Raw genomic sequence first — 26,747 nt, forward strand, 5'->3', positions numbered from 1 at the left:
CCAAGGGGCTACCTCGGCCCCGTGGCGGCCTCTGCCGGAAGTTGCTGGCTTCTGATGAAAACGTAGAAGCTTACATCGGCGAACCAGCGGCTGACGCGTCGCAGACCCAGAGCATAGAAACACCGGTGCAAGAAATCGCTGAGGCGGATCGAAAAGTTTTCGGAAAACAGCTTGTGGCCGGCAATGGCTACCGGCCCATAGCCCAAGCCGTCGAAATCAACAAGGGTATAGCCGCGCTCCGTTACGCCCTTGATCAGGCGGGCTGGCGCCTCGTAGATTTCGATGCGAAAGCCATCGTCTCCTACCGGAAGTCCGCTGGCCGGGCGGGAGGGCTGGATGGCCTGGGCGATGCGTTTCGCCACTGCACGCAGCGGCCGAAAAGGATGCTTGGTCAGTTGCAGCAGATCGAATATCTGATGGGTGTTCCGGTTGCGCACGCTGAGGATCAGCGTGCCGCCCGGCTTGAGCACCCGTCCGATTTCCTGCAAGGCGCGAGTCACTTCGTCGAAATATCCGAACATGCCGAGGCAGACCACCAGATCGAACTCGCCATCGGCGAATGGCAAGTCCAGGCAATTGGCTTGGCAATGCCGGCGCGCCGCCTCCGGAAAGCGCTTGAGCCGCTCGCGCGACAATTTGACCATGTCCGGCGAGGCATCGGCGGCGGTCACGCGATAGCCGAATTCCAGCAGTTTTTCACTGAGTACCCCGGCGCCGCAGCCGAGGTCGAGTAGGGCTGCGTCAGTATCGAAGTGGGAGCGGATGTAGGCCGCCGCATGATCCCGCCGCAAGCACATGTGGTGCTCGAAAAGCGTTGCCGGATGGCTATAGAGCTCGTTCCAGTAATTCGCTTTCTGCGAGAAAGTGAATAGTCCGTCGCCGGTTCGGTCGCTCATGGCCGCCATCTCCTCCGTCAATGTCCGAGGGCATTGTTCGCCTCGAGGATGTGGCGAGTCGGTGGCTAGCCTGCATCGGATGGACTACCTATGGCGGCCCAACTCGATCGGGTGGTTTGTGCTTCATTGGCGCATGCGTTTGATGGTTGAAGCTGATGGACTCAGCACAACTCGAGGCGGCGCGTTCTTTTGAAGAAATAAGTGGCTGGCTTGCCAGCCGGCTATGTAAGGCTGGTCATGTGGCATTGGGCGGTCTCGAAGGGCTGTCCCCAGTGGCCGAGAGTCAGGTATCACTGGCAGCCACTCGCGTGGTGCTCACACTGCAAGTAATCCGCGGAAACCTCTTGAAGCGTAGTACGACTGAGCGCCATTGTGATACACGAACACCTTGCCATAGCGTCTGTCGCAGAAGAGGGCTCCGCCGAGCGCTCTCACTTCAGACGGCGTTTTAACCCAGCTCGATGTCTTGGTATCAAAATGGCCTAGCTGTTGTAGCTCCCGGTATTGTTCCTCTGTTAGAAGATCGATCCCCATCGCGGCAGCCATTTCGACTGCGCTACTCTCCGGCCTGTTCTCCTTCCTGGACTCAAGCCCTTCACGGTCATAGCAGGTGCTCCTGCGGCCACTCGGACTCTCCACCGAGCAATCGCAGAAAATGTAGCGTCCCGTGTCTCCGTCCTGAGCAATGACATCAGGCTCGCCGCCGGTGGCCTCCATTTCCCGAAGTGATCTCAATGCATCGGAATTGCCTTCGAGCCGACTTCGGACATCGGCCCACGCGATTTCCTTGTGCCGATGCTGATTCTTTTCAAAGCGAACCTTCAGCGTCAGGAGAAGCTCTTCCCGTTCTTGCGTCTTCATGGTTGCCCTTTGGTATGCCTTTCTCAGATTTGGATAAAAATCTCCTGACATCGTCATGGCTACTTGGGTTCCCACATTACAGATCTCTGGACCTGTAATCGCTTGAATTGAATGTGCTCAACCGGGGTGGAGGAGGCGGTGGTTTCGCTTCTGGATCGTGTTTGATTTGGGCAGGGCGGAGCAGGGCGGTAAACTCACGACTTTGAGGATCAGGCCTTTGCTGCCGGACAGGAATTTCCATTGAGCGATTTGTTTTCCCCGAACTCCGTTGATCGTGCCGCCCCACTGGCCGAGCAGTTGCGCCCGCAGACGCCGGATGAGGTGATTGGGCAGCAGCACCTGCTCGGGCCGGGCAAGCCGCTACGTCTGGCTTTCGAGTCCGGGCAGCCGCATTCGATGATCCTGTGGGGGCCGCCGGGCGTCGGCAAGACGACGCTGGCGCGGATGATGGCGACGCAGTTCAACTGCGAGTTCATTGCGCTGTCGGCAGTCTTTTCCGGCATCAAGGAGGTGCGCGAGGCGGTGGCGCAGGCCGAGATGTGGCGGGGGCAGGGGCGGCGGACCATCCTGTTCGTCGATGAAATCCACCGCTTCAATAAGGCGCAGCAGGACGGCTTCCTGCCTTTTGTCGAGAGCGGGCTGTTCACTTTCATCGGCGCGACGACGGAAAATCCGTCGTTCGAAGTCAATTCGGCCTTGCTGTCTCGGGCTTCGGTCTATGTGCTGAAGTCGCTCGACGAGGCGGAGATGGGCGCCTTGTTCGACCGTGCCCGCGAGCGGGCGTTGGCCGATCTGGATTTCGACGACGAGGCCCGGACACGCCTGATCGGGTTGGCCGACGGCGACGCGCGGCGTCTGCTCAATCTGCTCGAACAGGTACGCACGGCAGCCCACGCGGCGAAGCACGCGGCGGTCGATGGCGCTTTCATTGAGGCGACCATGGCGCAGAATCTTCGCCGCTTCGACAAGGGCGGCGATGCTTTCTACGACCAGATCTCGGCCCTGCACAAGTCGGTGCGCGGTTCGAATCCGGATGGTGCGCTGTACTGGTTCTGCCGCATGCTCGACGGCGGCGCCGATCCGCGCTACCTGGCCCGGCGCATCGTACGCATGGCCTGGGAGGACATCGGGCTGGCCGACCCGCGCGCCATGCAGATTGCCAACGATGCGGCCAACACCTTCGAACGCCTCGGTTCGCCGGAGGGCGAACTGGCGCTGGGCCAGGCGGTGATCTATCTGGCCGTCGCCGCCAAGTCGAATGCCGGCTACATGGCCTACAACGCGGCGCGGGCCTTCGTGAAGCAGGATGGTTCGCGGGCGGTGCCGGTGCATCTGCGCAACGCACCGACCAAGTTGATGAAGGAACTGGGCTACGGCAAGGAATACCGCTACGCCCACGACGAGCCGGAAGCCTACGCGGCCGGCGAGACCTACCTGCCGGACGGCATGGCGGAGCCGCACTGGTACGAACCGACGCCGCGCGGGCTGGAAGGCAAGATCGGCGAAAAGCTGGCCCACCTGCGCGAGCTGGATCGCAAGGCGGGGAAAAAGGGGTGAGTTCTCACGGTCATTCCCACGTCCTGCCGGGGCTTTCTTCGGTCGTGGGTGGGAATCCGGGAATAACACTTGGGGTTTCATTGGATTCCCGCCGGCGCGGGAACGACGGCGGGTAGACGTGGACGCCCTGCAGACCATCGCGCTATCGGCCGGCCTGGCCTGGGCGAGCGGTTTGCGACTCTATCTGGTGGTTTTCCTGGCCGGCGTGCTCGGCCATTTCGGCTATCTGCAGTTGCCGTCCCCCTTGACCGTCCTGCAACACTCGCTGGTCATTGGAGTTGCCGGACTGATGGCATTGGCCGAGCTGGTGGCCGACAAGGTGCCGGTGTTCGATTCGTTGTGGGACAGTTTCCAGACGCTGATTCGCATCCCGGCCGGCGCGCTGCTCGCCGCCTTCGCGCTGGGTGAGGTCGATCCGGCATGGAGCGTGGCGGCCGGCTTGATCGGCGGGACGATCACGGCCGGCACCCACTTTGCCAAGGCCGGCAGCCGGCTGGCCATCAACTCGTCGCCGGAACCGTTTTCCAACTGGCTCGCCTCCTTTAGCGAAGATGGGCTGGTCGTCGGCGGGCTGTGGGCGATGCTGGCCGCCCCCTGGCTCTTTCTCAGTGTGCTGGCAATTTTTCTGATTCTGGCCGGCTACCTGCTGGTTCGCTTCTGGTCTTTGCTGAGCCGTCTTGGTCGGCCCGGACGACGCCGGTCGGGATGAAAATTTCCCCCTTCTTTTTGTAGATCAGCACCGGGCAGCGTTTGTTGTCGTGGTAGATGCCCACGCAATCGAGGCACTGGAAGCAGGCGTCGTAGCGGATTTCCCCCGTCGGCTCGATGGCGTCGTAGGCGCATTTGGCCTTGCAGCTCTGGCACGGCTTGCCGCAGACGTCGTAGCGCTTCAGCCAGGCGAAGCGGCGCAGGCGGCCGCCCAGCGACATGGCGCTGCCCAGCGGGCAGATGAAGCGGCAAAAGAACTTGTAGTAGAACGCTCCGGCCAGCAACAGCCCGGCAGCGTAGGCGACGAAGGGCCAACTGCGGTCGAAGCCGACGGTGATCGCCGTCTTGAACGGTTCGATCTCGTTCAGCGTCTCGCCTTGCCGGGGAAGCAGGAAGGCGGCACCGACCAGCAGGGCGAAGGTGACGTGGCGTCCCCATTCCAGTTTCTTGGCCAGCTTCTGCGGGATACGCAGGCGAGGCAGGCGCAGGCGGCGGGCGAGCAGGCCGATGAATTCCTGCAGGGCGCCGAACGGACACAGCCAGCCGCAGAAGGTGCCGCGCCCCCAGATGACGAAGCTGACCAGCGTGAAGGCGATGAGCAGCAGGGAAATCGGGTCGTACAGGTAGCTGGTGAGCCCCTGACCGGCTTTCAGCGATTTGATGGCGCCGGTGATCTGGACCATGGAGAGCTGACCCTGGGCATACCAGCCGAGGTAGAGCAGGGTGAAGGCCAGGAAGCCCAGGCGGAAGACTTTCAGCCGGCGGGGATTGACGGAAATCCAGCGCGGCCGGGCGAGGACGACGGTGAGCAGGACGAGGGCGGCGCCGATGATGGCGAGTTCCAGCCAACGCGCCTTCCACGCGAGCAGCCATTCCGGCGTCGGCTCCGGCGGGTAGGCGAAGAGGCGCTGCGGTGGGGCATAGGAAAGCTTGGCCTGCGTGTGGGTGAGGAGGGGCAGGATCATGCCCTTGGCGCGGGTGATGGTGAGCGCCAGTTCGAGCGGGCGGGCCGGGTCGAGGCCGGCTTCGGCATAGACCCCGAACAGGCGGGAGGCGTTGAGTTCGGGCGGGCCGGCAATGTCCTTGGGGTCGAAGCCCTGGTCGCGCAATTCGAGGAACAGGCCGTCCTGGGCCATGGTCAGGCGGGGCGACTGGGCGCCGGGCGTGAAATTGTCGTCAAGGATGGCATAGCGCCCGGCCGAGGCGATCCACCAAAGGTGGCGATTTTCGAAATTGCGTGCCATCGCCGCCTTGTACTGGCTGTCGCCAAGAATGGCGCGGCCGATGGTCGGCGCGTTCAGGTAGGCGATGTAGAGATCGACGAACACCTTGTCGGGCTTGGCCAGGGCTTCGTCATCGACGCCCGCCCCATCTGTGCCGGCGAACATCTTTTCAACGTCGGCATTGGTCAGCCGCAGGCGGCCGACCATGCCGTTCTTCAGCATCTCGGCAAAGGTGGTCGGGTCGTAGACGTCGGGCAGCACATGGGCGGCCGGCCCGCGTTGCTTGCGGTCGGCAAAGCCGAGCTTGGCGCGGGCCACTTCGAGGGCGGCACCGAGCACGCTCTGGTTGACGATGCGCACCGAGGCGGTGGCCTTGCTCACGCCGTCCAGCGTCGTCTGGAAGCCCTGGTTGGCCGACGGGCCGGTGCGGTTGCGCGCAGCGTCCAGCGCGATCAGGAATTGCTGCTTGATGTTGCGGCCGGCGTACTGGGTGATGAATTCGCGCAGCGGCGCCTCGCCCAGGCCGCCGAGAAAGACCGGTTCGTGCTGGCGCAGCAGTTCGACGCCGAGAAAGTTGCCCTTGCGGTCGATCGACACCAGGAAATTCATCGGCGTCCCCTCGAAGCCAGGGATGGGTGCCAGGTCGATGGATTCGAAAACGTAGCCGACCGGTCCGCCTTCCGGTTCGAGTTCGCTGGTCAGCGGCCAGGCCGGGATGTCGGAGAGCTTTTCCTGTACGTGCAGGGGCGGGCCGAAACGGCGCTCGATTTCCGGCTTGCTCAGCTGGCCGGCCCAAGTGGGCAGGCTGAGCAGGTTCAAGCCGATGAAAGCGGCCAGTGCAACGACGAGGTTCAGCAGGCGGGTGACGTGCGGGTTTGCCCGCAAGCATGCACACACCGCCGCTGGAAGCTTTGATTCCATGGGTGTCTCCGGGGTGCGCGGGCAACGCTGATTTATATTTATGGCAGGCATGTTACCCAAAATGCCAGGCAGTGACTACCGCCCGAGGCAGGCGGGCTCGATGCCTCGCGTATAATGCCGTTTTTTGCCGACCGGCCGGTTGCTCGCAGGCAGGCCCGGTCCGTTTTCAGGAAATTCCATGCTCGACATCCAACAACTCCGCACCAACCTCGACGCCGTGGCTGAAGGCCTTGCCAAGCGCGGCAAACCGATCGATTTCACCGAATTCAAGGCCATGGAAGCCGAGCGCAAGACGCTGCAGACCCGTACGCAGGATTTGCAGGCGCAGCGTAACACGCTATCCAAGCAGATCGGCATGCTCAAAGGCAAGGGCGAGGACGCTTCGGCGGTCATGGCCCAGGTCGGTGCCCTCGGCGACGAGCTGAAGGCTTCGGAAGCACGCTTGGGCGAACTGCTGGACAAGTTCAACGCCTTGCTGGCCACCCTGCCCAATGTGCCGGACGACAGCGTGCCGGTCGGCGCCGACGAAACCGCCAACGTCGAGCAGAAGCGCTGGGGTACCCCGAAGACCTTCGATTTCGCGGTCAAGGACCATACCGATATCGGCGAAGGTCTCGGCCAGCTCGATTTCGGCACGGCGGCCAAGATTTCCGGCGCCCGCTTCTCGCTGCTCAAGGGCGGCATCGCCCGCCTGCACCGGGCGCTCGCCCAGTTCATGCTCGACACGCATACCGAAAAGCACGGCTACACCGAGGTCTATGCCCCATACCTGGTCAATGCCGCCAGCCTGTTCGGCACCGGCCAGCTGCCCAAGTTCGAGGAAGACCTGTTCAAGGTGCTGCGCGGCGACCAGGACCCGCTGTACCTGATCCCGACCGCCGAAGTGCCGGTGACCAACATCGTGCGCGACGAAATCCTAGCCGCCGAGGCGCTGCCGCTCAAGCTGGTCTGCCATACGCCGTGCTTCCGTTCCGAAGCCGGTTCCGGCGGCCGCGACGTGCGCGGCATGATCCGCCAGCACCAGTTCGACAAGGTCGAGTTGGTGCAGATCGTCCATCCGGATATGTCGGCCGCCGCCCACGAGGAACTGACCTGCCACGCCGAAGCCATCCTCGAAGCGCTGGAACTGCCGTATCGCCGTGTCGCGCTGTGCTCGGGCGACATGGGCTTCTCCGCCGCCAAGACCTACGACCTCGAAGTCTGGCTGCCGGCACAGGACACCTACCGCGAGATTTCGTCCTGCTCCAACTTCGGCGCCTTCCAGGCCCGCCGCATGCAGGCCCGTTTCCGTAACGACAAGAACAAGCCCGAGCTGTGTCATACGCTGAACGGTTCCGGTCTCGCTGTCGGCCGTACGCTGGTGGCGATTCTGGAGAACAACCAGCAGGCTGATGGCAGCGTGGTCGTGCCGGCTGCTTTGCGCTCGTATATGGGCGGTCTGGAAGTTATCGTACCGCGCTGATGGGTTGCGCTTCCGCTGACTGAAATCTGAAAATGCCCGCCTGAAAAGGCGGGCATTTTTGTTTGTGTCAGCTGCTGCCGCCGGCGTCGATGGTCGGTAGCCGGAGCGGGCGGTTGTTCGACGCCTCTTCGGTTTCGCCGATGGCCTTGGCGTTCGCCAGGCGCCGGGCGTAGGCCTTGCGCCGCTCCTCGACTTCCATGACCAGGCGTTTCAGGCTTTCGGCGGCCTTGGGCGTCGGGCCGAAGGGGGCGGCGTTGCGCTGCAGGATGTCGTAGTAGCTGCGGATGTTCTCGACCAGGATGACCGCCTCGCCGCCGCGCGCCTTGCCGATCTTGAGCTGTTGGGCGATCTTCGGTTGCGACAGCATGGGCAGGATGCGCTTCATCTCGTACCACGCGTTGGGGTCGGCCTTTAGCTGGCGGGCGAGGGTCCGGGCGGCGTTGAAGTGGCCGGGGCCGATGTTGTAGGCGGCCAGGGCGAGCCAGGTGCGGTCCGGTTCCTCGGCGTCTTCGACCTGTTGTTCCTTGAGCAGGTTGATGTAGCGGGCGCCGGCCAGGATGCTTTCGCTCGGGTCGAGGCGGTTGCCGACCTGCAGGCGGTCGGCGGTGTCTTCGGTGAGCATCATGATGCCGCGCACGTTGGTGTAGCTGGTCGCGTTGGGGTCCCATTGCGACTCGTGATAGGCCACCGCGGCGATCAGGCGCCAGTCGATGCCGGTCAGCAACTGCGCGGCCTGGAAGTATTTGCGGAACTTGGGCAGGGTCGCTTCGATGGCGCCGAGGAACTTGACGATGTCGGCCTGTTCGAGGCGACGAACGTGGCCTAGGTAACGGTCTTCCAGGCGGGCCAGCGTGCCGTCGTGCTGCACGCGCTCGACAAAGGCATCGAGGCGGGCCTTCAGTTCGGCATTGGGATGCCGGCCCAGGGCCCAGACCACCGGCTGGCTGGCGCTCAAGGTCAGCGACGAGCGCAGGTTGGGCACATGCTGGTTCGCGAGGTCCTCCAGACTTTCGTCGAGCGCCACGTATTCGATGCGGCGGTCGCCCAGCTGTTCCAGCAATTCGAGGATGTCGGCGCCATTGAACTCGACGATTCTGATATCCGGGATTTCCTTCGCCAGCTTGCGTAGCGTGGCTGCCTGGCGCGAACCGGCCATTACATGCACGGTGTTGCCGCTCAATTGTGCCGTGCTGGTCAGTGGCAGGGTGGCTTCGTGCTGGAGCAGGATGTCGCGGGTCTGGAATATCGGCGGGGTGGTGGGCAGGGCCGGGCCGTTGCCGGGGGACAGCCAGGCGGCGGCCAGATGGTAGCGGCTTGCGGCGAGCTGCGATTCCAGGGTTTCCGGTTCGGCCACGACATACTTCACGCCGACGCCCAGTTCCTGGGCAAAAGCCTGCGTCAGGTCGTATTCGAGGCCGCCCGGGTTGCCGTTCTCGTCGCTGGTGTAGGTCAGCTGGCCGGGGCGGATGAGGACCACCAGGTCGTGCTGGGCGGGGGTGGGGAAGGGCAGGCGCGAGCCGTCCTCGCAGGCGGCGATAAAAAAAACGACGATTAGCAGTAACAGGCGTGCAATCCGGCGCATGTCTTGTGCTATTATTTCGCTCCCGCGGAGAGGTGGCAGAGTGGTCGAATGTACCTGATTCGAAATCAGGCGTACTGCAAGGTACCGTGGGTTCGAATCCCACCCTCTCCGCCAGGTCGAATCAAGCCCTGTTTTTCCTTGTCTTTCCAAGACTCGCGAACGACAGGGTTTTTTCGTTAACCACCTACGTAACCCCCGGCATTCCGGTCGCGCCGTTTGGCGCGGGGGTGGAATATCTCACAACTTTCCTGAATTGTCTGGGCGTTTGTCACGCCGGGGGCGCTGTCGTAGGCATGCCTTGGCCTGCCATTGGCTTCATGGCGACGGCTGGCAGCAGGAAGCGCGGGATGTAGGGCGCTTCCTGCCGGCATCGGTGATCCGGATCGGCCGGGCTTAGGCCGGGATCAGCCCCAAGCGCTGAAACAAGGCATCGTCTTCGGCGGGCGAATAGTTGCCGGTGGTCAGCAACTCGCTGCCATAGAAGATGGAATTAGCGCCGGCCAGGAAGCACAGGGCCTGGAGTTCGTCGCTCATTTCCTGGCGGCCGGCCGACAGCCGGACATAGGATTTCGGCATCAGTATCCGCGCCACGGCGATGGTGCGCACGAACTCGAAGCTGTCGAGCTTGGGCAGGTCGGCCAGCGGGCTGCCGGGAATGGCCACCAGATGGTTGATCGGAACCGACTCCGGGGGGCGGGGCATGTTGGCGAACTGGGCGAGCAGTCCGGCCCGATGGCGTTGCGTCTCGCCCATGCCGACAATACCGCCCGAGCAGATCTTGATGCCGGCGGCACGTACCTGGTCGAGGGTGTCCAGCCGGTCGGCGTAGCAATGCGTCGAGACGATTTCGGCGTAATGCTCGGGGGCGGTATCCAGATTGTGGTTGTAGAAGTCGAGGCCGGCTTCCTTCAGGCGCTCGGCTTGCCCCGGTTTGAGCATGCCCAGCGTCAGGCAGGTTTCCAGGCCGAGTGCCTTGACGGCATGCACCATCTCGAGCACGGCGTCGAGATCCTTGTCTTTCGGGTTTCGCCAGGCGGCCCCCATGCAGAAGCGCGAAGCGCCTTTTTCCTTGGCTTCATGGGCGGCGGCGAGAACCTGGGCCAGCGGCTTCAGCGGTTCGCGTTCGACGGCCGTGTTGTGGCGGGCGGATTGCGAGCAGTATTTGCAGTCTTCGGAACAGCCACCGGTCTTGATCGAAAACAGTGCCGAGCGTTGGACGTGATTGGCATCGAAATGAATGCGATGCACTAGCTGGGCTTGCCAGAGCAGGTCCATGAAGGGTTTCTCGAACAATTCCAGCGTTTCTTCGACGCTCCATTGCCGGCGGGACAGCGGGGCGACAGGAGCGGCACAGGTTTGGGTGTGCATCGTGGCAGGGCCTTTGTGGATGGATGGCGACAGGGCGGCTGCCGAACAGGTGCGCGCCGGTGTGGCCGGAGGTCAGTCGTTGCCAGGCCGGAGCCTGGCGCGTTAAGTCAGCCGGGCAGGCATTTGCCGAGCATGCCGCCGGACGCATGGCAAGTCGGTCGGGGAAGAGTTCAGCGCAGCGAAAGCCGCGGCGCCCTCATTTTTCCCAGCGATTGTGGCCAACGTATTCTTCCCAGCTCAAGAAGCCGTCGTGGTTGGTGTCGCGCTCGGAAAATTTTTCGGCCAGGTAGGGCGAGTCCTGTTCGACTTCGGACGGCGACAGACGGCCGTCCTTGTCCTTGTCGGCGGCGTTGAAGCGCTCCAGCGCCTTTTGCCGGGCCTGGCGGGCGACATCTCCCTTGCGGCCTTCCTGGTCGAGCTTGGGCACCATCGTCTGCGCCATGGCCGCATTGATCAGCGTCGCGCAGAGGAGGGCGCAGAGTCCGGCCCGGATCATGACGTCACCGCCGCTTTGGCCAGCAGGTAGGGCTTGTATTTCATGTCTTCGAACAGGATGTGATTGCGCCACCAGCGCGTCAGATAGCTGAACAATTCCTTGGCGGTGAGTACGCCTAGCGTTGCCCCGAAGCAGATTTCGGCGATGACTTCGGAAAAATGCATGTGTTCCTGGCGATGATTTTCCAGTTCGGCATAGTCGACTTCCGCCATCAGTTCCTCTTCGTGGCGGAAGTGATATTCCGTATAGGCGATGAGGGCGGAAAGGATGTTGGCGACCTCTTCGGAATTCAGATCGTCGGCTTGGTGGCTGTCCAATTGATTGATCAGATGCGCCAGGTGCTGGTGATGCATGTCCAGCGCATGGATGCCGACGCTATACGATTCGTTCCAGAATATCTTGGGGGCTTGTTGGTCTGTCATGTCGCCTTCCTTAACGGGATGCACCGGCGACATTCTCATTGTCGAGAGGCCTATTCCGCAAATCGGGACACTGATACCGATGATTCAAGGCTGCCATGGCACGCAGGGCGGCGGCGGCGCGCCCCAGGCTGCGTTCGCTGCCGCGCTGGTTGGCCGCGATGGTGGCGAGTTTTTCGGACAGTCGGCCGACTCCGGCGACGTAAGTGGCCAGGTGGTCGGCTTCGGTAAGGCAGGGAGAGAGAACAGCGTTGGTCATCGCGTGGCTTCGTTTTGTGGCTATGACCTTAGCCATAGCAAAACATAGACCACCCGATTTGACGACTCGGGAAAAATAAGGCCGATCTGGAAGCATGGTTTTAATGGCTCGGCGTGGGATTTGCTTGTGATCCTGCATGAATGCCTTGCCCGACCCGACCACCTTCCCGCCGACTCCGGATACTGTCCATGCGGCGGAAGAAACGTCACCCGCCTTGCTGCGCCAGCTCTACCTGAAAGTCCTGCTGGTGCCGGCCATTTGCCTGCTGCTCGGGGGGCTGGGCATTTTCTGGGTCGATCGACTGGAGGTGGCTCAGCGCAAGCAGGAGGCGCACGCCGCGGCATCGGTGCATGGGCACCTGCTCGAACAGCAGCTGACCCGCTCGCTGTCTGCCACCTACGCGCTGGCCGCCGTACTGCGCCAGGGCAATGGGCAGGTCGAGGATTTCGAAGCCCTGGCTGGCCAGATGCTGGACATGTATGGCGGAGTGAGTTCTCTGCAACTGGCGCCCAACGGCGTGATCCGCCATGTCGTTCCGCGGCGGGGGAATGAAGCGGCGCTCGGGCACAATCTGCTCGACGATCCGGAGCGCAACAAGGAGGCGTTTCTCGCCCTGAAGTCGCGGACCCTGACCCTGGCCGGGCCGTTCGAGCTGCGCCAGGGAGGGCAGGCCGTGGTCGGTCGCCTGCCGGTGTTTCTCGATGTCGGCAAGCCGGACGAGCATTTCTGGGGCTTTACCACGGCGCTGATCCGCATTCCCGACTTGCTGCGGGCCAGCGCCCTGTCCGGGGAGCGGGCGCAGGGCCTCGACTTCGTGTTGACCCGGCCGCTGCCGGGTACCGGCGAAGCGCAAACCATCTGGCAGTCCACGGCAGAACCCATGGTCGACCCGGTGAGCATCCCGGTACGCGTTCCCAATGGTGAATGGACCTTGAGCGCTGCGCGCAGTGGCGGTTGGCATATGCCGACGCTGATCCTGCTCGGGCTGGGGCTGGCCGTCATCGCCATCAGCACCTTGTCGGCGTTTCTCGCCTTTCATCTGCTGCACCAGCCGATGCTGCTGTCGCAGCAAGTCGCATCGCGTACGGCGGCGCTCAACCAGGCGAACGAAAGCCTGCAAACCGAAATCTTCCAGCATTGGCAGGCCGAACTTGCCTTGCGCGAAAGCGAACGCCAGCTCGAGCAGCGCGTGCAGGAGCGGACGCAGGAGCTGGAGCAGGCCAATGCCGCCCTGCAAGAGGAGCAGGCCGAGCAGAAACGTCTGATCGACAAGCTGGCCGATACCCGCAGCCAGCTGGTGCAATCGGAAATGATGGCGGCGGTCGGCCAGCTGGCGGCCGGGGTGGCGCACGAGATCAACAATCCGCTCGGGTTCATCGTTTCCAATATCGCGGTCATGCAGCGCTATGTCGAGTCGCTGCTCGACGCGCTGGGGCGCCAGGGCGATGTGCTGGCTCCGTGGCTGGCGGACGATCCCGAACTGTCCGAAAAGCTGAAGCTGGTCGAAGAGGAAATCGATCTGCCGTTCATTCGCGACGACTTTCCTCCCCTGATCCGCGATTCGCTGGACGGCCTGGCCCGGGTCAGACAGATCGTCCAGGACTTGCGCGAATTTTCATGCGTCGACCGCAAGGACTGGCAGGCGGTCGATCTGAACCGTTGCCTGCAGAGTACGCTGGCCATCATGGCCAACGATTTCGGCGAGCGGATATCGATTTTCTGCGATTTTGGCGAACTGCCGGCGGTGACCTGCAATGCCCCGCAGTTGAATCAGGTTTTCCGGAATCTGCTGCTCAATGCGGTCCAGGCCATCGCGGACCGCGGGGAAATCAGCCTGTCGACACGCTTGTCCGGCAATGCGGTGGAAATCGCCATTGCCGACAGCGGCCACGGCATTGCGCCGGAGAATCTGGATCGCGTGTTCGAACCCTTCTTTTCCACCCGCTGCGTCGGCCAGGGCATGGGACTCGGCCTGGCCGTCGCCTATCACCTGCTCAAGCGCCACGGTGGCAGCATTGCGGTCAGTAGCGAAGTCGGCAAGGGCTCGCGCTTCGTGCTCAGCCTGCCGATTGCCGGCGAGGCGGCGGAGGATATGGCTGCCTGAGGCTCCTTGAGGCCCTGTGAGGCGATGGCGCTGACCGGGCTGCCCGCTTTATCGGGCAAACCCGGGGCAACCCGGCGCTGGGTTCATTGGCTGTTCGGAGGGGTGTGGTGCGGGCAGATTTCGCAGAGCCGGCCGGCCTGTTCGCCGCGGGCGACGCGCTGGCGGACCATGCGGTACGCCTGTCCCTGCCAGGCATCGGTGAAACTGGTATGGGTCAGGTCGGCGGTAAAGGAATAGCCGGAATGATCCATGGCGCAGGCCACCAGATGTCCGTTGGTGCGTACGTGGGCTTCGATGAACGGTGACAGGCAGTGGCACTGGCCGCGTGCCGCGACATCCTTGGCCCTGATCCCGGGCGGCAGCAGGACTTCGTCGTAGGCGACGAGGCCGGGTAGGTGGTCGAGATCGTGGAAATAGGTCGCCATGGCATGGCTGGCGCGATGCGCCGTACTGGCCACCGAGATCTCGCAGCGCCGGCCGGTGGCGGCCTGGTACTGGTCGCGGAAGGCGACCAGGCGGCCGATTTCGCGGCGGAAGTAATCGGGGTCCGTGGCGCTGAGCTGCTGCGCCTGCGCCCGCCATTTGCCGCTGGCCTGGTTGAGGTAGATCACCAGATGTCCGATGCCTTCCTGCATGCATTGGCAGAGCAGGTTTTCCGGCGCGCTGAGCAAGTCGACCTGGAGAACAAGCTTGGTGAACTGGCATTGCGTCCGGGCGAAGCGGATGCCGCTGGGCAGCCAGGCGCATTGCGTGCTGTCGCCCAGGCTGGAGAGCACCAGCTGTCCGATGTGGTTATTGCTCAACTCCTTGGCCAGGCAGCGGAACAGGCCGCCGTCCATGGTTCCGCCGGGCTCGAATCCGGCACGCGCCGAACGCAGGGCGGTGGGCGTCGTGATGTCGAGCCGCACGGCCTGCGGCAGTGGCGGGCGTTCGGTGATGAACGGGACGAGTTTGAGTGAGGGCTCGCGATGCCGGTGTTCGGTCTTCGGTTTGTGCTGCTTCAGCGAAAAGATCTGGTTGATGGTCGCGTTCGGCTTGTGGGTGGCGGCGTCGACGCTGGCGTGGGAGACGTGGTGCGCCCACACGTCGTCGGCGCTATTGCTGTGGCCGAGCGCCATCTGGTCGCCCTTGGAAATCAGGTCGACGGCCTCGCCCAGGCTGACGCCGAGCAGCGGCGCCGCTTCCTGGGCGCGCAGGACCAGGTTGGTCCGCGACAGGAAGATCAGTTCCCGCGCCACGCCAAACGGAAAACCGGCCCGCTCGCCGTCGCGCGAGTCCATCAGCAGGCAGGCGATGAAGGTATTCAGGTCGCGGCTGTTCCACAGCGCCTGAATCTTGTGCAGCAGGTGCGGCATGCTTTCCAGGGCGGCGGTTGCGTCGATGGGCGCGTCGCTCTTGAGCTTGCGCGGCGGCGGCGCGTCATCGACAAAAGATGGATCGATGGTCGGCAGGGGAACATGGAAGCCCTGGCCGGTCACTGCGGGGCTGCCCGACGGCGACTGCACATCCGAAAGGGGGAGGGAAGTGGGTCGTTCGAACAAGGCATCCTCGAATCTGAGCACGTTGGATTTCACAAAAGTACTCCTTCACGCAGTGCCGCCAGGGATTTCCGAACCTTCGATGGTGCTGTGGTGCTGGTTGCGGTACTGCAAAGCATAGGGACGGCTGATTTACTTTTCGTGTCGACCGGCGGGTGTTCGGGTGCGGACATCAAACCCGGTCAGTCGGCAAAATTCCTGAAAATGGTAAAAATGTCTCCTTTTTCCCGATTCCGGTAGAACGAGGCGCTTCCCGCCCCGCTCCCGGAATGCGGCCCGCCTTACTTCTTGACCCAGGCGACGCAGTAGCCTTTCGGGGAAATCTCGGTGTCGCCCGGGAAAACCTTGCAGGCATTCGGTGCCACGAACTGGACGCAGCCGGAGCATTCCTTGTCACCTTCCGGCGAGTCCTTGTACTTCATGCTGGAACGCATGCCGTCGTTTTTGGCGGCCAGGGCGACGACGGGGATCATGGCGAGAGAAAGGCCACCGTACTTGAGCAGATTGCGGCGAGACGGATTCATGTTGTTTCAACTCCTTGGCTACCCCGCTTGGGGTGAAGATTAAATCGGTGCTTGTCGATCAACGCACCGCCGGCAGGCTGCGTCCGGGATCTGCATCCAGTCGGGCACAGCTACTGCTTCCTTTTTAGCAAGCAGCGGGCCAGCTGCCGCAAGGAGCTGGCACCTTGCTTGCCTAGGGATGGTAAAGAGTTGCATCATGGTCAAACCATGCCCATTCCTGCATAGAGCAGCAGCGATCGAATGAAAAGAACGAAAATCTGGGTTCGCCTGGTGATCTCCATATTGATCGCCGTCCTCGCCTCGGGCGCCGGCCTGATCCACTGGGCAACGCTGGAACAGAAGAACCTCGCCATCGAGCAGTCGAAGGATTTCGCCATGAGCGTGCATCAGATGACGCTGGCGGGGCTGACCGGGATGATGATCACCGGCACGGTCGGCCTGCGGACCATCTTCCTCGACCAGATCAAGGAAACGAACCATATCGAAGCGCTCAAGGTCATGCGCGGCGACGGGGTCATCAAGCAGTACGGGCTGGGCTTCGACGGTGAGTCGGCCAGCGATGCCCTGGAAACGCGCGTGCTGGTCACTGGCGACGCCTATTTCAACGTGATCCGCAACAAGGACGGCGAGGAACGCCTGAAGGCCATCATTCCGGTCAAGGCCGCCGAAAACTATCTGGGCAAGAACTGCCTGTTCTGCCACGAGGTCCCGGCCGGTACGGTGCTCGGCGCGGTCAGCATGGAGGTGTCACTGTCGCGGGCCGACGAAACCGCGCGCAGTTTCGGGCGGCGCGCCTTGCTGGTCGGGGCGCTGGTCTGCATCCCGCTGGCCGCTTTCATCTGGCTATTCATCTCGCGGCTGGTCACCCGGCCGCTCAAGGAAATGACCGACGGCCTGAACCGCGTTGCCGACGAGGACATCGAGCAGGCCAGGCCGCTGCCGGTGCTGCGCGCCGATGAAGTGGGCGACGCCACCACGGCCTTCAACCGCGTCATGGACAAGTCCGGGGAGCTGTTCCGGCAGCAGCGCATGGCGCGTATTGTTTTCGAGAATTCGCTGGAGGGCATCACCGTCACCGATGCCCAGTCGCGCATCCAGCTGGTCAACAAGGCCTTTGCCGATACCACCGGCTATTCGGCCGACGAAGTCATCGGCAAAACGCCGGGTATTCTCAAGTCCGGGAAACAAGGCGACGATTTCTACGCCGCCTTCTGGGCGGCCCTCCAGCGCGACGGCGAATGGCGCGGCGAAATCTGGAACAAGCGCAAGAACGGCTCGGTGTACGCCGAGTGGCTCAACGTCAGCGCCGTGCGCAACCGGGCCGGCGAAGTCGAGCACTACGTCGCCATTTTTTCCGACATCACCGAACGCAAGGAACGCGAGGAGGCCATTACCTTCCAGGCTTTCCACGATGCCCTGACCGGACTGCCCAACCGCCTGCTCTACAAGGACCGCCTGGACCAGGCGCTGTCGCAGGCCAAGCGGACGAAGGGACGGAAGCCGGTGGTGATGTTCCTCGATCTCGACAAGTTCAAGCAGATCAACGACCAGCTCGGGCATGACGTCGGCGATCTGCTGCTCAAGGAAGTCGCCGCCCGCCTGAAGGGCTGCGTGCGCTCGGCGGATACCGTTGCCCGCTTTGCCGGCGACGAATTCACCGTGCTGCTGCCCGAGGCGAGCGGTGTCGGAGATGCTCAGGTCGTGGCCGACAAGATACTCGCCGCCATGCAGGAGCCCATCAAGCTGGGCAGCGAGGAGCGGGTCGTGACGACCAGTATCGGGATCAGCCTTTTCCCGGACGATGGCCGCGATGGCGAAACCCTGATGAAGGCGGCTGATGCGGCCATGTACCAGGTCAAGCGCGCGGGGCGTGCCGGTTGCTGTTTCTTCACCGCCGACATGATCGATTCGCCCACCCGCCGGGCCGACCTGGAGGCCCGCCTGAAGGATGCCTTCATTAACCGCGAATTCGTGCTGCACTACCAGCCGATCATCGACCTGCAGACCGGCATCGTGCACGGCAAGGAAGCCCTGCTGCGCTGGCAGGACAGCTCCGGCCAGTTGCTGATGCCGGACGACTTCATTGGCCCGGCCGAAGAGGTCGGGCTGATGACCAAGCTGGGCGAGTGGGTGCTCGAAAAGGCCTGTATCCAGGCGCGCATGTGGCAGCTGGAGGAGCATCCGGTCCGCGTCGCCGTCAATCTGTCAGCGAGCGAGTTCAAGCGTCCCGATCTGGTTGCCGTGGTGCGTGATACCTTGCGCCGCGCCGGCCTGTCGCCCGCCTTGCTCGAACTGGAAGTGGCCGAATCGATCGTCATGCAGGACGCCGATTATTCGCGGCGGACCTTCCGCGGCCTGGCCGACCTCGGCGTGATGCTCAGCCTCGGTAATTTCGGCACCGGTTATCTCAGCCTCGGCTTGCTGCGCCACCTGCCGATCCACACCGTCAAGGTCGACCGTAGCCTGATCCGCGAACATCTGAACGAATCCGGCGACAAGCGGGTACTCGATGCCATTTTCGGACTGGCCAATGCGCTCGGCCTGAAGGCGGTCGCCGAGGGCCTGGAAAGCATAGACCAGCTGGTCCTGCTGCACAGTTACCCGTGCGACCGGGCACAGGGCTTTGCCATTGCCCGGCCCGAACCGGACAGCGAGCCGGGCCAGTCGGCATGACCGCTCACGTGCCGCTGTGCCGCCCCGCGCTCAGGGCGGCGGTGCTTTCGGGGGATTTTGCGGCTGGCTGTGGCAGCGGTCGCACGAGAAGAAGGTGACGAAAGCGACCCGATCATGGCACTTGCCGCAGAACTGGCCGCGGAAGATGTTGACCATGCGGATTTGCGAAGCGCCGGCCTTTGTCGGGAACGGATCGGGGTGGCAGTTGGCACAGGCCAGCCATTCGGTGTGCGAGCGGTGCGGGAATTTCACGAAGGGCATTTCCTTCGTGTTGCGCATCACGATATCGAGATCGAGGACCTCCATCTTGTCCTTGCCGTTCAGGCTGGCGCGCGGCTTGATCAGCCCCGTGTTGAGGGCCTTCATCCAGTCGGGAAAACCGTTGGCGTCGTAAGGCAGGTGGCGGGTCGCTTCGTCGATGCGTTGCAGGCGGTTGCGGTCCGGATTGTTGTCGTCGAGGAACTCGACGGTGTCGATGGCGCGGCGTGCCGGCGGAACTTCCCGTTCGCTATGGACGTAGGTCGGCGCCTCGTCCTCGGATTGAGGGACGGCGGCGCGCAGATGGGCGAGCTGCATGACGTAGCCGGCAGCTGGTGCGGGCGGACAGAACAGGTGGGCGGCGAGCAGCAGGCCGCCGAGTCGGGACAGGCGGATTTTCAGCTCCACAGCAGGCGGCGAAACAGCCTGCCGAGCGCGGAAGAGGCGGCCGATGCGGAGGCGCAGCCCTCCGTGTGGCCGGAGGGGGACCTGCCGGTCGCGACGGAGGCCGCTTCGGCGGCGTGCCGCGCGCAGCTCTCTTCGCAGGCCGGTACGGCGACCTGGTGGCGCTCGGCCAGTTGCGGGGCATTGAGCAGTTCGTTGCGCTTGGCGATGGCCGATTTGAGCGCGAGGCGTAGATTGCCGGCCTTGAGCGGCTTGGGAATGAAGCGATGGATCTGGCCCTCGTTGATCATGCGGCAGATCAGGTTGCTGTCTTCCGAGTCGGTAATGACCAGGCTGACGATCTGCGGATGCTTGCGCTTCAGCAGGCACAGCAGGTGGGTCAGGTCCATGGTGCCGAGCGTGCGCTCGGACAGGATGATGCCGATTTCCTCGTCCTCGAGCATCTTGAAGGCATCGACCGGGCTGGTCACATGAACGATCTGGGCCAGGTCGCCGGCGCTCATTTCGGTGACCGAATGGGTGGCTTCATCCTCGTCGAGCACCAGGATCTTCGGCAGGCGCTGGCCGGTGACTTCCGGATGCGTCGCCTTGGGCGGCGGCGGAGCCAGCTCCTGGCGGCGGGCGATGGCCGCGGCCTGGGCGACGATCAGCGGCAGTTCGACGACATCCCATGGCTTGCTGACGAAACGAAACACCTCGGATTCATTGACCGACTGGATCACCGCCTGCATGTCGGAGTAGCCGGTGAGCAGGATGCGCATGGCGCGCGGCGCCAGCACCTTGACCTGGCTGAGGAAATCGACACCGCTCATTTCCGGCATCCGGTGGTCGCTGATGACGACATCGAATTCGCCGCCGCTGACTAGTCCCAGCGCGTCCTCGGCGCTGTCCGCGGTGACCACCTGGAAATCCTTGCGCAACAGCCAGGACAGCGCGCGCAGGATGTTCGGCTCGTCATCGACGCAAAGGACGCGGCCCTTGAAACGGTCCGCGGAATGGGAGGGAGGTATGCTGAGTGTGCTGGCGTTCATGGCGATGGGTTCGGAGACTAGAGTGCCAGGATGGTGTCGGCCGCCTGGAAGGGAAGCTTGATGCAGAAGGTGCTGCCCTGACCGGGCTGGCTGCTGACCGTGATTCGGCCGCCGTGGTTGTCGATGATGTCGCGGGCGATGGACAGACCGAGCCCGGTACCGATGCCGCGCGGTTTGGTGGTGTAGAAGCTTTCGAATATGCGGGGCAGCACATCGGGCGAAATGCCGGTTCCGGTGTCGGCGATTTCAATGCCGATCTCGTTGGCTTCCGCCCAGCTGCGGACGACGATGCGCCCCTGTTCGGGGATGGCCTGCGCGGCGTTGGTGATCAGATTGAGGAATACCTGGTTCAGTTGCGACAGGTTGCATGGGAATTTTGGTAATTTGCCATATTTCTCAATTATCTGTATGCGCGGCGGAATCGAGCTGCGGGCGATGTAGATGACCGTTTTCAGTGCGGCATTGAGGTCGGCATCGGCCACCTTGCTGCGGTCGAGGCGGGTGAAGTCCCGCAGATTGCCGACCAGCTCGCGCATTTGCTCGAGGCCGGCGAGAACGTCCTCGAGCATCAGGATCAGGTCCTTGATCTCGTCGCCGCGAAAGGACAGCTGGCGGAGCGCCGCGCAGGAATGGCCGAGGTCGAGGGTGACCCGGCCCCGTTCGGGCGGCAGTTTCTTGACCAGTTCGCTCAGGCGGGCGGCCACCAGCAGGGGCGTGGCCAGCTCCTTCAGGTAGGAAATGGTCAGGTTGATGTTGCTGTGCGAAAAACCGATCGGCGTGTTGAGCTGGTGCGTGACACCGGCGACGAGTTGGCCCAGTTCGGCCATCTTTTCGGTTTGCGCGAGTTGCTGCTGGGCGCTCAGTTTTTCCTGCGATTGCTGCTGGATGATGTTCTGGGCGCGGCGAACGATGAGGTACAGGGCGCCGAAGAGCAGGGCGAGCGCGCCGCCGACCATCAGTGCGAGCTGAATCTCGGTACGCCGCAGTTCGGCCAGAAAGGGCGTGGCATCGGAATAGATTTCGAAGACGCCGGCCGGTGTGCCCCGATTGGCATCATATTGCGGGATGTAGCTCTGGATCAGGTCGCGATTCTCGACCTCTTGCTCGAAGGTGCTGAAGCGCGCCTTGTGCACCAGTTCGGTTCGCGTCTGCCCGGACATGGCGCCGACAAATCCGGGATTGCCGCTCTTGTCCTCGCCGATCTGCTCCAGTTCGGACGAATAGACGGTGCGGCCGGCCGGGTCGTAGACCTTGATCTTGTAGGTGGCGCTGCCACGCATCAGCGCCACGACATCGCCGTGAATTTCCCAGATACGGGAATTGTTTTTCAGATCCTGAGAGTCTTTTCCGTCGGACTCGTTCAGCAAGGCCGAAAAATGACGCCGCCACAGCGCGTTGGCAAACACCGTGCTGAGATTGGTGTTGCCGGCTTCCTGCTGCTGCAACATGCGGGAAAGCGCCATGTCGCGATAGTAGTAGCCCAAGGCTCCGCCGACCGCGACGAAAAAAACGAGGCTGGTCAGAGTAAAGTGACGGACAAGAGGAAAGGGCATCGGCAAATAAAAAAAATAAGAGAACTAAAAAATACGTCTTTAGTCATAGATAATGATATGCATCGTTTGTGCCAGTTTTTTGGCGATGCTGTTCAGCTGTCAGGCAAAGGGGGGCAACATGAGGTCCATACGGCTGCAGGCCTTTATTGCGGGGGGCATGCTTCTGCTGTTGCTGCTGCCCATCTGTGTCATGAAGAACATCGAGCATCAGCGGCGCTACGAGGCTCGGGATATTGCCCAGGCTTTTGCCTTTCGGCTCACGGCGCGTTTCAACGAGGCGGCCGGCGCGGTCTATCTGGTGTCGGTCGCCGTCGACCGTCGCTCGGGACAGATCAATCGATTCGATGAGGTGGCCGAAGAGTTGCTCGGCGAGTTTCCGCTGCTCAGGGCGCTGGAACTCGCTCCCGGCGGCGTGATCAGGCACGTTTACCCGATCCGCGGCAACGAGGTGATCATCGGGCACGACCTGCTGGTGGACAAGACCCGCAACCGCGAGGTGCATCTGGCGCATGCCCGCCGGCAGATGACCGTGGCCGGACCCCTGGCCCTGCGCCAGGGCGGTACCGGGGTGTTGGCGCGCTATCCGCTCTATCAGGCCGGCAGCGACGGCCGTCCGCGTTTCTGGGGCTTGTCGATCGGCGTCATCGATTATCCCGGCCTGATCCAGAGCGCCGGCGATTCGGAATTCGAGCGCCGGGGTTTCAATTATCAGATCTGCTGGATACCGATCGGCGAGACCCAGTGCAAGGAGGCGAGCGGCGAGCCGGTCGCCCTCGACGATCGGGCGATCAGCCTGAAGATCGGGCCGGCCCAGGCCGACTGGCGGCTGCTCGTGACGCGGCGCGACGGCTGGCTGTCCCGTTTTGAAATCCTGCTCATGCTGCTGGCCATGCTGCCGCCGGCCATCCTGCTCGGCCGCTGGGTGTGGCATACCGTCCGGGCGACGAGTGTGGCCGATGCCGATAGCAACAGCTCATCGGCGCCGGCCGGATAGATTGATCAGCTGGCTGCCGCTCGCGGTGGGAAGCTGCTCGGGGAGCGCATAGGCCGGGGTACGGGCGACCAGTTCCTCGAATTCGATGGCCGGGATGGGGCGCGAGAAGTAATAGCCCTGCAGGATGTCGACGCCGTTGTCGCGGAGCAGGGCGAGTTGCGCCGTATCCTCGACACCTTCGGCGATGATCTCGAAGCCCAGGGTATGGCCCATGGCGACGATGGCCTTGATGATGGCCTGGGCGTTCTGGTCGGCCGCCGCATTCATCACGAAGCTGCGGTCGATCTTCAGGGTATCGAGCGGGAAGCTGTTCAGGTAGCTCAGGCTGGAGTAGCCGGTACCGAAATCGTCGATCGATAGGCGGATGCCGAGATCCTTGAGCCGGTTCAAGGTGCGGATGCCGAGTTCGCTGTCGTGCATGATCGAGCTTTCGGTCAGCTCGATTTCCAGGTAGCGCGGGTCGCAGCCGGTTGCTTCGAGGATCTGGCGGATGTCGTTGACCAGGTTGTCGTCGGCCAACTGGACGGCGGACAGATTGACGGCGACGAACATGTCGCGGCCGGTCCGCTTGCGCCACAGCTTGTTTTCCAGGCAGGCCTTGCGCAACACCCATTTGCCGACATGGCGGATGAGCTGGGTGTCTTCGAGCAGTGGCACGAATACGCTCGGGCCGACGGCGCCCAGTTCTTCGTTGTGCCAGCGGAGCAGGGCTTCGGCGCCCTTGATCTCGCCGCTCCGGGCGCTGACCAGAGGCTGGAAGAAAACCGAGAATTCGCCGCGTTCCAGCGCATGGTGGAGCAGCGACTCGATACGCATGCGTTCGGCCGAACGGGCGTTCATTTCTGCCTGGAAGAAGCGGAAGGTGTTGCCGCCGTGTTCGATGGCCGAGTACATCGCCGAGTCGGCGCAGCTGACCAGGCCTTCGACGCTTTGCGCATCGTCCGGGAAGATGCTGATGCCGATGCTGGCCGACAGGTGGATTTCGTGCTCGTTGATGTGGATGGCCTTGCGCAGCCGGGTCTGGCAGACGACGGCAATGGCCGACGCGTCGCTGTTCGATTCGATGTGGTTCAGGATGATGGCAAACTCGTCGCCACCCAGCCGGCACAGCGTGTCGCCCGGCGTCAGGCTGCCCTTGAGGCGGGTCGCCACTTCGATCAGGATGCTGTCGCCGGCGTCGTGGCCCAGGCTGTCGTTGATCAGCTGGAAACGGTCGATGTCCAGGGTGAGCAGGGCAAGTTTGGAATGCCGGCCGGCATCCGCCGCGATGGCCCGTTCCAGCTGATCGTGGAAATGCGCCCGGTTGGGCAGGGCGGTCAGCGTGTCGAAATGCGACAGGAACTGGATGCGGTTCTCGATTTCCTTGCGATTGGTCAGGTCGGAGAACACCGCCACGTAGTTGCTGATCGAACCGTCGGGCTGGCGGACGACGCTGATGTTCAGCCATTCCGGATACAGTTCGCCATCCTTGCGCCGGTTTTCGATTTCGCCATGCCATTCGCCGGTCTTGTGCAGCGATTCCCACATCGACTTGTAGAACGCGCCGCCCTGGCGCCCGGAGCTGAGCAGGTTGGGATTCTGGCCGATTACTTCGCCCGGCGCGTATTGCGTGACGTTGGAGAAGGTCTTGTTGACCAGCAGGATGCGGTTGTTGGCATCGGTGATCATGATGCCTTCGGCGCTGTTCTCGAAGACCCGGGCGGCCAGTTCGAGCTGTTCGGCGGCGGCGCGTTTCTGGGCCTCGGCCTCGATCCGTTCGAGCGCCTGCGCGACGTTGTTGGCGAGGTCTTCCAGGAGCTGCTTTTCCTGGTTCGACAGGCCGTCTTCCTGGCCGTCGAGCAGGCCGATCCGGGCATCGGTGCCGTTCAGGTGGCCGATGGGCAGGATCGCGATGTTGTGCAGCTGGCGGCTGCGCAGCTGGTCCTGCAGGCCGATCTCCAGCGTATCGCCGTTGCCGTAGAACGCGGTGCCGGGCGTCGTTTCCGGCGGCAGTCCGGCCATGATGCCGCGCGCTAGAGCCTCGTCTTCCTCGCAGCGCTCGCACATCAGTGGCGGGACGCCGCTGCCCAGCTGTATCCACGACACCGGAAAATTGCCGCTGGAACAGAGCAGTTCGGTCACCTTGTCGAGCAGCAGCCGGGGTTCCTGCGTCCGGACGATGGCTTCATTGACGTCGCTGAGCACGGTCAGGAAGCGGTTCAGGCGGGCGACCTGCAATTCGACCTGCTTGCGCTCGGTAATGTCGAGCATGATGCCGACGATGCCGCCCTTGTCGCCGTCGGTCTGGTGGAAGACGGCCTTGTGGAACATCACGTCGCGCTCGCGCCCGGCGGCGTCCTTGACCACCGTTTCGTAAACCTGGCTGCCGCCCTTGGCCAGCAGCTCCATGTCGGCACGGTTGTACATGCGGGCCATGGCTGGCGCGGCGATGTCGAAAATGGTCTTGCCGGTGATTTCCTCGCGGGCGATGCCGATGTAGCGCTCGAAGGCATGGTTGACGCTGAGGTAGCGGCCTTTCGAATCCTTGAAGAAGAGCGGGCTGGGGATGGCGTCGACCAGTTGTTCGAGGAAGTGCAGGTGCTCGCGCAGACGCAGGTCGAGCTGTTCCTGCTCGGTGACGTCGCTGCCGAATTCGAGGATGTATTCCGGCTGCCGGTCCTCGCCGCGCAGCACCGTCTTGCGCACGCTGATCCAGCGCGGCGACTGTCCGGGCATCACGTATTGCTCGACCGGCAACTCGATCGGGTCGCCGGAGGCGAGAACTTCGCTGTCGGAATTGTTCAGCCGGGTGGCGAGATTGGGGTCGTAGATCTCATCGTTGGAGCGCCCGATCAGGGTGTGCCGGCTGCGCGACAACAAGTCTTCGCCGGAGCGGTTGATGCGGACGATGCGCCGGTCGCTGGCCCGTTTCAGGATGATCATGCCGGGAATGTGCTCGAAGATGCTGTCGAGCAGCCGGTGCGAGCGTTCAAGCATTTTCTCGGCTTCGAGACGGACCTCGATTTCGCGTTTCAAGGCATATTTCTCGTCCTCGAGAAGCTGGTTGGCGATGCGGATGCGTTGCTGCAGCACGGCCGGGCGCTTCTGGGCGAAAAGCACCAGCGAGAAGAGGGCGACGCTGGCCATCAGCAGGAAAATCAGGTCGCTGCCGATGGCCCGGGAGGCGCCTCGGGAGGCGATCTCGAAATGGAGCTGGGCTGTCCCGGGCAGATGGATTGTCTTGTGGGCGAGTTCGGCGACTCCGTCGTGCAGGGAGTCGAAGAGGAGGGTGCCGGCGTCGCTGCCGGCGGTCTGGTATTTGACCCGGATGGCGAAGGATTCCGAGGCCAGCTGGTTGAGCTGGGCGCTCTTGGCCAGGGCGGAAAAGGGCTGGCCGATGACGACGTAGCCCCAGAAGCGGGTGCGTCCCTCCGGCGAGCGATTGACCAGCGCCTGGGTGACGACGATCTGTTGATCATGGACGCTGACCACCGGATCGCCGAGCGGGACCGGCGCTTTCCAGGTTTCGCCGCTACCGGCTGACGGGATGGCGAACTGGCTCGGCGGCGCGTTGTGGGCGGCGATCAGCACCGGCCGGCCGCCTTCCGGCTTGATTTCCATGTGGGCGCTGGAGCCGATGATGCGCAGGATGTTCGACGAGGTGCGCGACAGCAGTTCGGCGTTGCCCTGGTCGAATCCGTCGGCCAGCACGGCGGTGGCGGTGACCGTCTGGTCGAGGGCGCGGGCCACCGAATTGGCCACCGCTTCGACGCGCAGCGTGGCCAGTTCGCGCGCGGCGCCGGCGGCATCTTCGCGCTGGATGTACAGGTTGAGCGCAACCGGTGCGGCAAAGCCCAGCGTGATCAAGGCTGCTGTCAGGTGGCTTGCTTCCTTGGCCCGGACAAGCAGGCGCTGCCATCCACTCATTGAATTCCC

The 26,747-nt window shown here is 63.2% G+C and carries 20 protein-coding genes and 1 tRNA gene; 7 read left to right on the top strand and 14 right to left on the bottom strand.

Features of this window, described 5'->3' with window-relative positions:
- Positions 1-8: 8 nt before the first annotated feature.
- Both LZ012_RS08995 and LZ012_RS09000 read right to left on the bottom strand, forming a co-directional pair.
- Positions 9-896, bottom strand: a complete 888-nt coding sequence (locus LZ012_RS08995) for a class I SAM-dependent methyltransferase (RefSeq protein ID WP_275709887.1) — start codon at positions 894-896, stop codon at positions 9-11.
- A 315-nt stretch (positions 897-1,211) separates the two neighbouring features.
- Positions 1,212-1,757, bottom strand: coding sequence for a DUF4256 domain-containing protein (locus LZ012_RS09000; protein ID WP_275709889.1), 546 nt, complete (start codon positions 1,755-1,757; stop codon positions 1,212-1,214).
- A 240-nt stretch (positions 1,758-1,997) separates the two neighbouring features.
- Between LZ012_RS09000 and LZ012_RS09005 the strand changes: the two genes are divergently transcribed.
- Together LZ012_RS09005 and LZ012_RS09010 are read left to right on the top strand one after the other, a co-directional pair.
- Positions 1,998-3,314 carry a replication-associated recombination protein A gene (locus LZ012_RS09005; protein WP_275709891.1) on the top strand — a complete coding sequence of 439 codons (1,317 nt, stop codon included), beginning with the start codon at positions 1,998-2,000 and terminating at the stop codon, positions 3,312-3,314.
- Positions 3,315-3,432: 118 nt separating this feature from the next.
- The gene (locus LZ012_RS09010; RefSeq protein ID WP_275709893.1) at positions 3,433-4,023 is read left to right on the top strand and encodes a DUF4126 domain-containing protein; all 591 of its coding nucleotides are present in this window, start codon (positions 3,433-3,435) and stop codon (positions 4,021-4,023) included.
- Here the strand turns inward: LZ012_RS09010 and LZ012_RS09015 are convergent.
- Positions 3,920-6,166, bottom strand: a complete 2,247-nt coding sequence (locus LZ012_RS09015) for a 4Fe-4S binding protein (protein ID WP_275709895.1) — start codon at positions 6,164-6,166, stop codon at positions 3,920-3,922. The two genes, LZ012_RS09010 and LZ012_RS09015, sit on opposite strands and share 104 nt — an antisense overlap.
- A gap of 178 nt (positions 6,167-6,344) precedes the next feature.
- On the opposite strand from LZ012_RS09015, the gene serS reads away from it, so the two are divergent.
- On the top strand, positions 6,345-7,628 hold the full coding sequence (gene serS / locus LZ012_RS09020) for a serine--tRNA ligase (RefSeq protein WP_275709897.1): 1,284 nt from the start codon (positions 6,345-6,347) through the stop codon (positions 7,626-7,628).
- Positions 7,629-7,695: 67 nt separating this feature from the next.
- On the opposite strand, the gene mltF is transcribed toward serS, so the two are convergent.
- Positions 7,696-9,210, bottom strand: a complete 1,515-nt coding sequence (gene mltF, locus LZ012_RS09025; protein ID WP_275709900.1) for a membrane-bound lytic murein transglycosylase MltF — start codon at positions 9,208-9,210, stop codon at positions 7,696-7,698.
- Between the two features lie 26 nt (positions 9,211-9,236).
- Here mltF and LZ012_RS09030 point away from each other — a divergent pair.
- Positions 9,237-9,324 (top strand) — tRNA-Ser (locus LZ012_RS09030).
- A gap of 279 nt (positions 9,325-9,603) precedes the next feature.
- Here LZ012_RS09030 and bioB read toward each other — a convergent pair.
- The 4 genes from bioB to LZ012_RS09050 form a co-directional block, all read right to left on the bottom strand.
- On the bottom strand, positions 9,604-10,578 hold the full coding sequence (bioB, locus tag LZ012_RS09035) for a biotin synthase BioB (protein ID WP_275709903.1): 975 nt from the start codon (positions 10,576-10,578) through the stop codon (positions 9,604-9,606).
- A gap of 196 nt (positions 10,579-10,774) precedes the next feature.
- Entirely contained in the window at positions 10,775-11,074 is a 300-nt protein-coding gene (locus LZ012_RS09040) for an EF-hand domain-containing protein (protein ID WP_275709906.1), read from the bottom strand.
- Positions 11,071-11,496 carry a bacteriohemerythrin gene (locus LZ012_RS09045; RefSeq protein ID WP_275709909.1) on the bottom strand — a complete coding sequence of 142 codons (426 nt, stop codon included), beginning with the start codon at positions 11,494-11,496 and terminating at the stop codon, positions 11,071-11,073. The genes LZ012_RS09040 and LZ012_RS09045 overlap by 4 nt, the downstream gene beginning before the upstream one ends.
- A gap of 10 nt (positions 11,497-11,506) precedes the next feature.
- On the bottom strand, positions 11,507-11,752 hold the full coding sequence (locus tag LZ012_RS09050; protein ID WP_275709911.1) for a hypothetical protein: 246 nt from the start codon (positions 11,750-11,752) through the stop codon (positions 11,507-11,509).
- A gap of 136 nt (positions 11,753-11,888) precedes the next feature.
- Here LZ012_RS09050 and LZ012_RS09055 point away from each other — a divergent pair, with 136 nt between their 5' ends.
- Entirely contained in the window at positions 11,889-13,856 is a 1,968-nt protein-coding gene (locus LZ012_RS09055) for an ATP-binding protein (RefSeq protein ID WP_275709914.1), read from the top strand.
- Between the two features lie 83 nt (positions 13,857-13,939).
- On the opposite strand, the gene LZ012_RS09060 is transcribed toward LZ012_RS09055, so the two are convergent.
- Positions 13,940-15,430 carry an SPASM domain-containing protein gene (locus LZ012_RS09060; RefSeq protein WP_275709917.1) on the bottom strand — a complete coding sequence of 497 codons (1,491 nt, stop codon included), beginning with the start codon at positions 15,428-15,430 and terminating at the stop codon, positions 13,940-13,942.
- Positions 15,431-15,675: 245 nt separating this feature from the next.
- Positions 15,676-15,918, bottom strand: a complete 243-nt coding sequence (locus LZ012_RS09065) for a high-potential iron-sulfur protein (protein ID WP_275709919.1) — start codon at positions 15,916-15,918, stop codon at positions 15,676-15,678.
- Positions 15,919-16,158: 240 nt separating this feature from the next.
- Between LZ012_RS09065 and LZ012_RS09070 the strand changes: the two genes are divergently transcribed.
- A complete protein-coding gene (locus tag LZ012_RS09070) occupies positions 16,159-18,591 on the top strand; it encodes an EAL domain-containing protein (RefSeq protein ID WP_275709921.1) in 2,433 nt (810 codons plus the stop codon).
- A gap of 30 nt (positions 18,592-18,621) precedes the next feature.
- Here the strand turns inward: LZ012_RS09070 and LZ012_RS09075 are convergent, their stop codons facing one another.
- Genes LZ012_RS09075 through LZ012_RS09085 form a run of 3 tightly spaced genes read right to left on the bottom strand, consistent with a single transcriptional unit; the run spans position 18,622 to position 21,838 of the window.
- Positions 18,622-19,257 carry a c(7)-type cytochrome triheme domain-containing protein gene (locus tag LZ012_RS09075; protein WP_275709923.1) on the bottom strand — a complete coding sequence of 212 codons (636 nt, stop codon included), beginning with the start codon at positions 19,255-19,257 and terminating at the stop codon, positions 18,622-18,624.
- Positions 19,248-20,285 (bottom strand): response regulator, encoded by a 1,038-nt coding sequence (locus tag LZ012_RS09080; RefSeq protein ID WP_275709925.1) that lies wholly within the window; start codon positions 20,283-20,285, stop codon positions 19,248-19,250. Before LZ012_RS09080 ends, LZ012_RS09075 begins: the two co-directional genes overlap by 10 nt.
- A gap of 17 nt (positions 20,286-20,302) precedes the next feature.
- Entirely contained in the window at positions 20,303-21,838 is a 1,536-nt protein-coding gene (locus LZ012_RS09085; RefSeq protein ID WP_275709928.1) for a sensor histidine kinase, read from the bottom strand.
- Positions 21,839-21,956: 118 nt separating this feature from the next.
- Here LZ012_RS09085 and LZ012_RS09090 point away from each other — a divergent pair, with 118 nt between their 5' ends.
- Positions 21,957-22,832 (top strand): CHASE domain-containing protein, encoded by an 876-nt coding sequence (locus LZ012_RS09090; protein WP_275709930.1) that lies wholly within the window; start codon positions 21,957-21,959, stop codon positions 22,830-22,832.
- Here LZ012_RS09090 and LZ012_RS09095 read toward each other — a convergent pair.
- Complete coding sequence (locus LZ012_RS09095) at positions 22,812-26,738, bottom strand: sensor domain-containing protein (RefSeq protein ID WP_275709932.1); 3,927 nt, start codon at positions 26,736-26,738, stop codon at positions 22,812-22,814. The two genes, LZ012_RS09090 and LZ012_RS09095, sit on opposite strands and share 21 nt — an antisense overlap.
- Between the last annotated feature and the right edge of the window lie 9 nt (positions 26,739-26,747).

It is taken from the genome of Dechloromonas hankyongensis (genome assembly GCF_022012295.1).
Taxonomy (GTDB): Bacteria; Pseudomonadota; Gammaproteobacteria; order Burkholderiales; family Rhodocyclaceae; genus Azonexus; species Azonexus hankyongensis.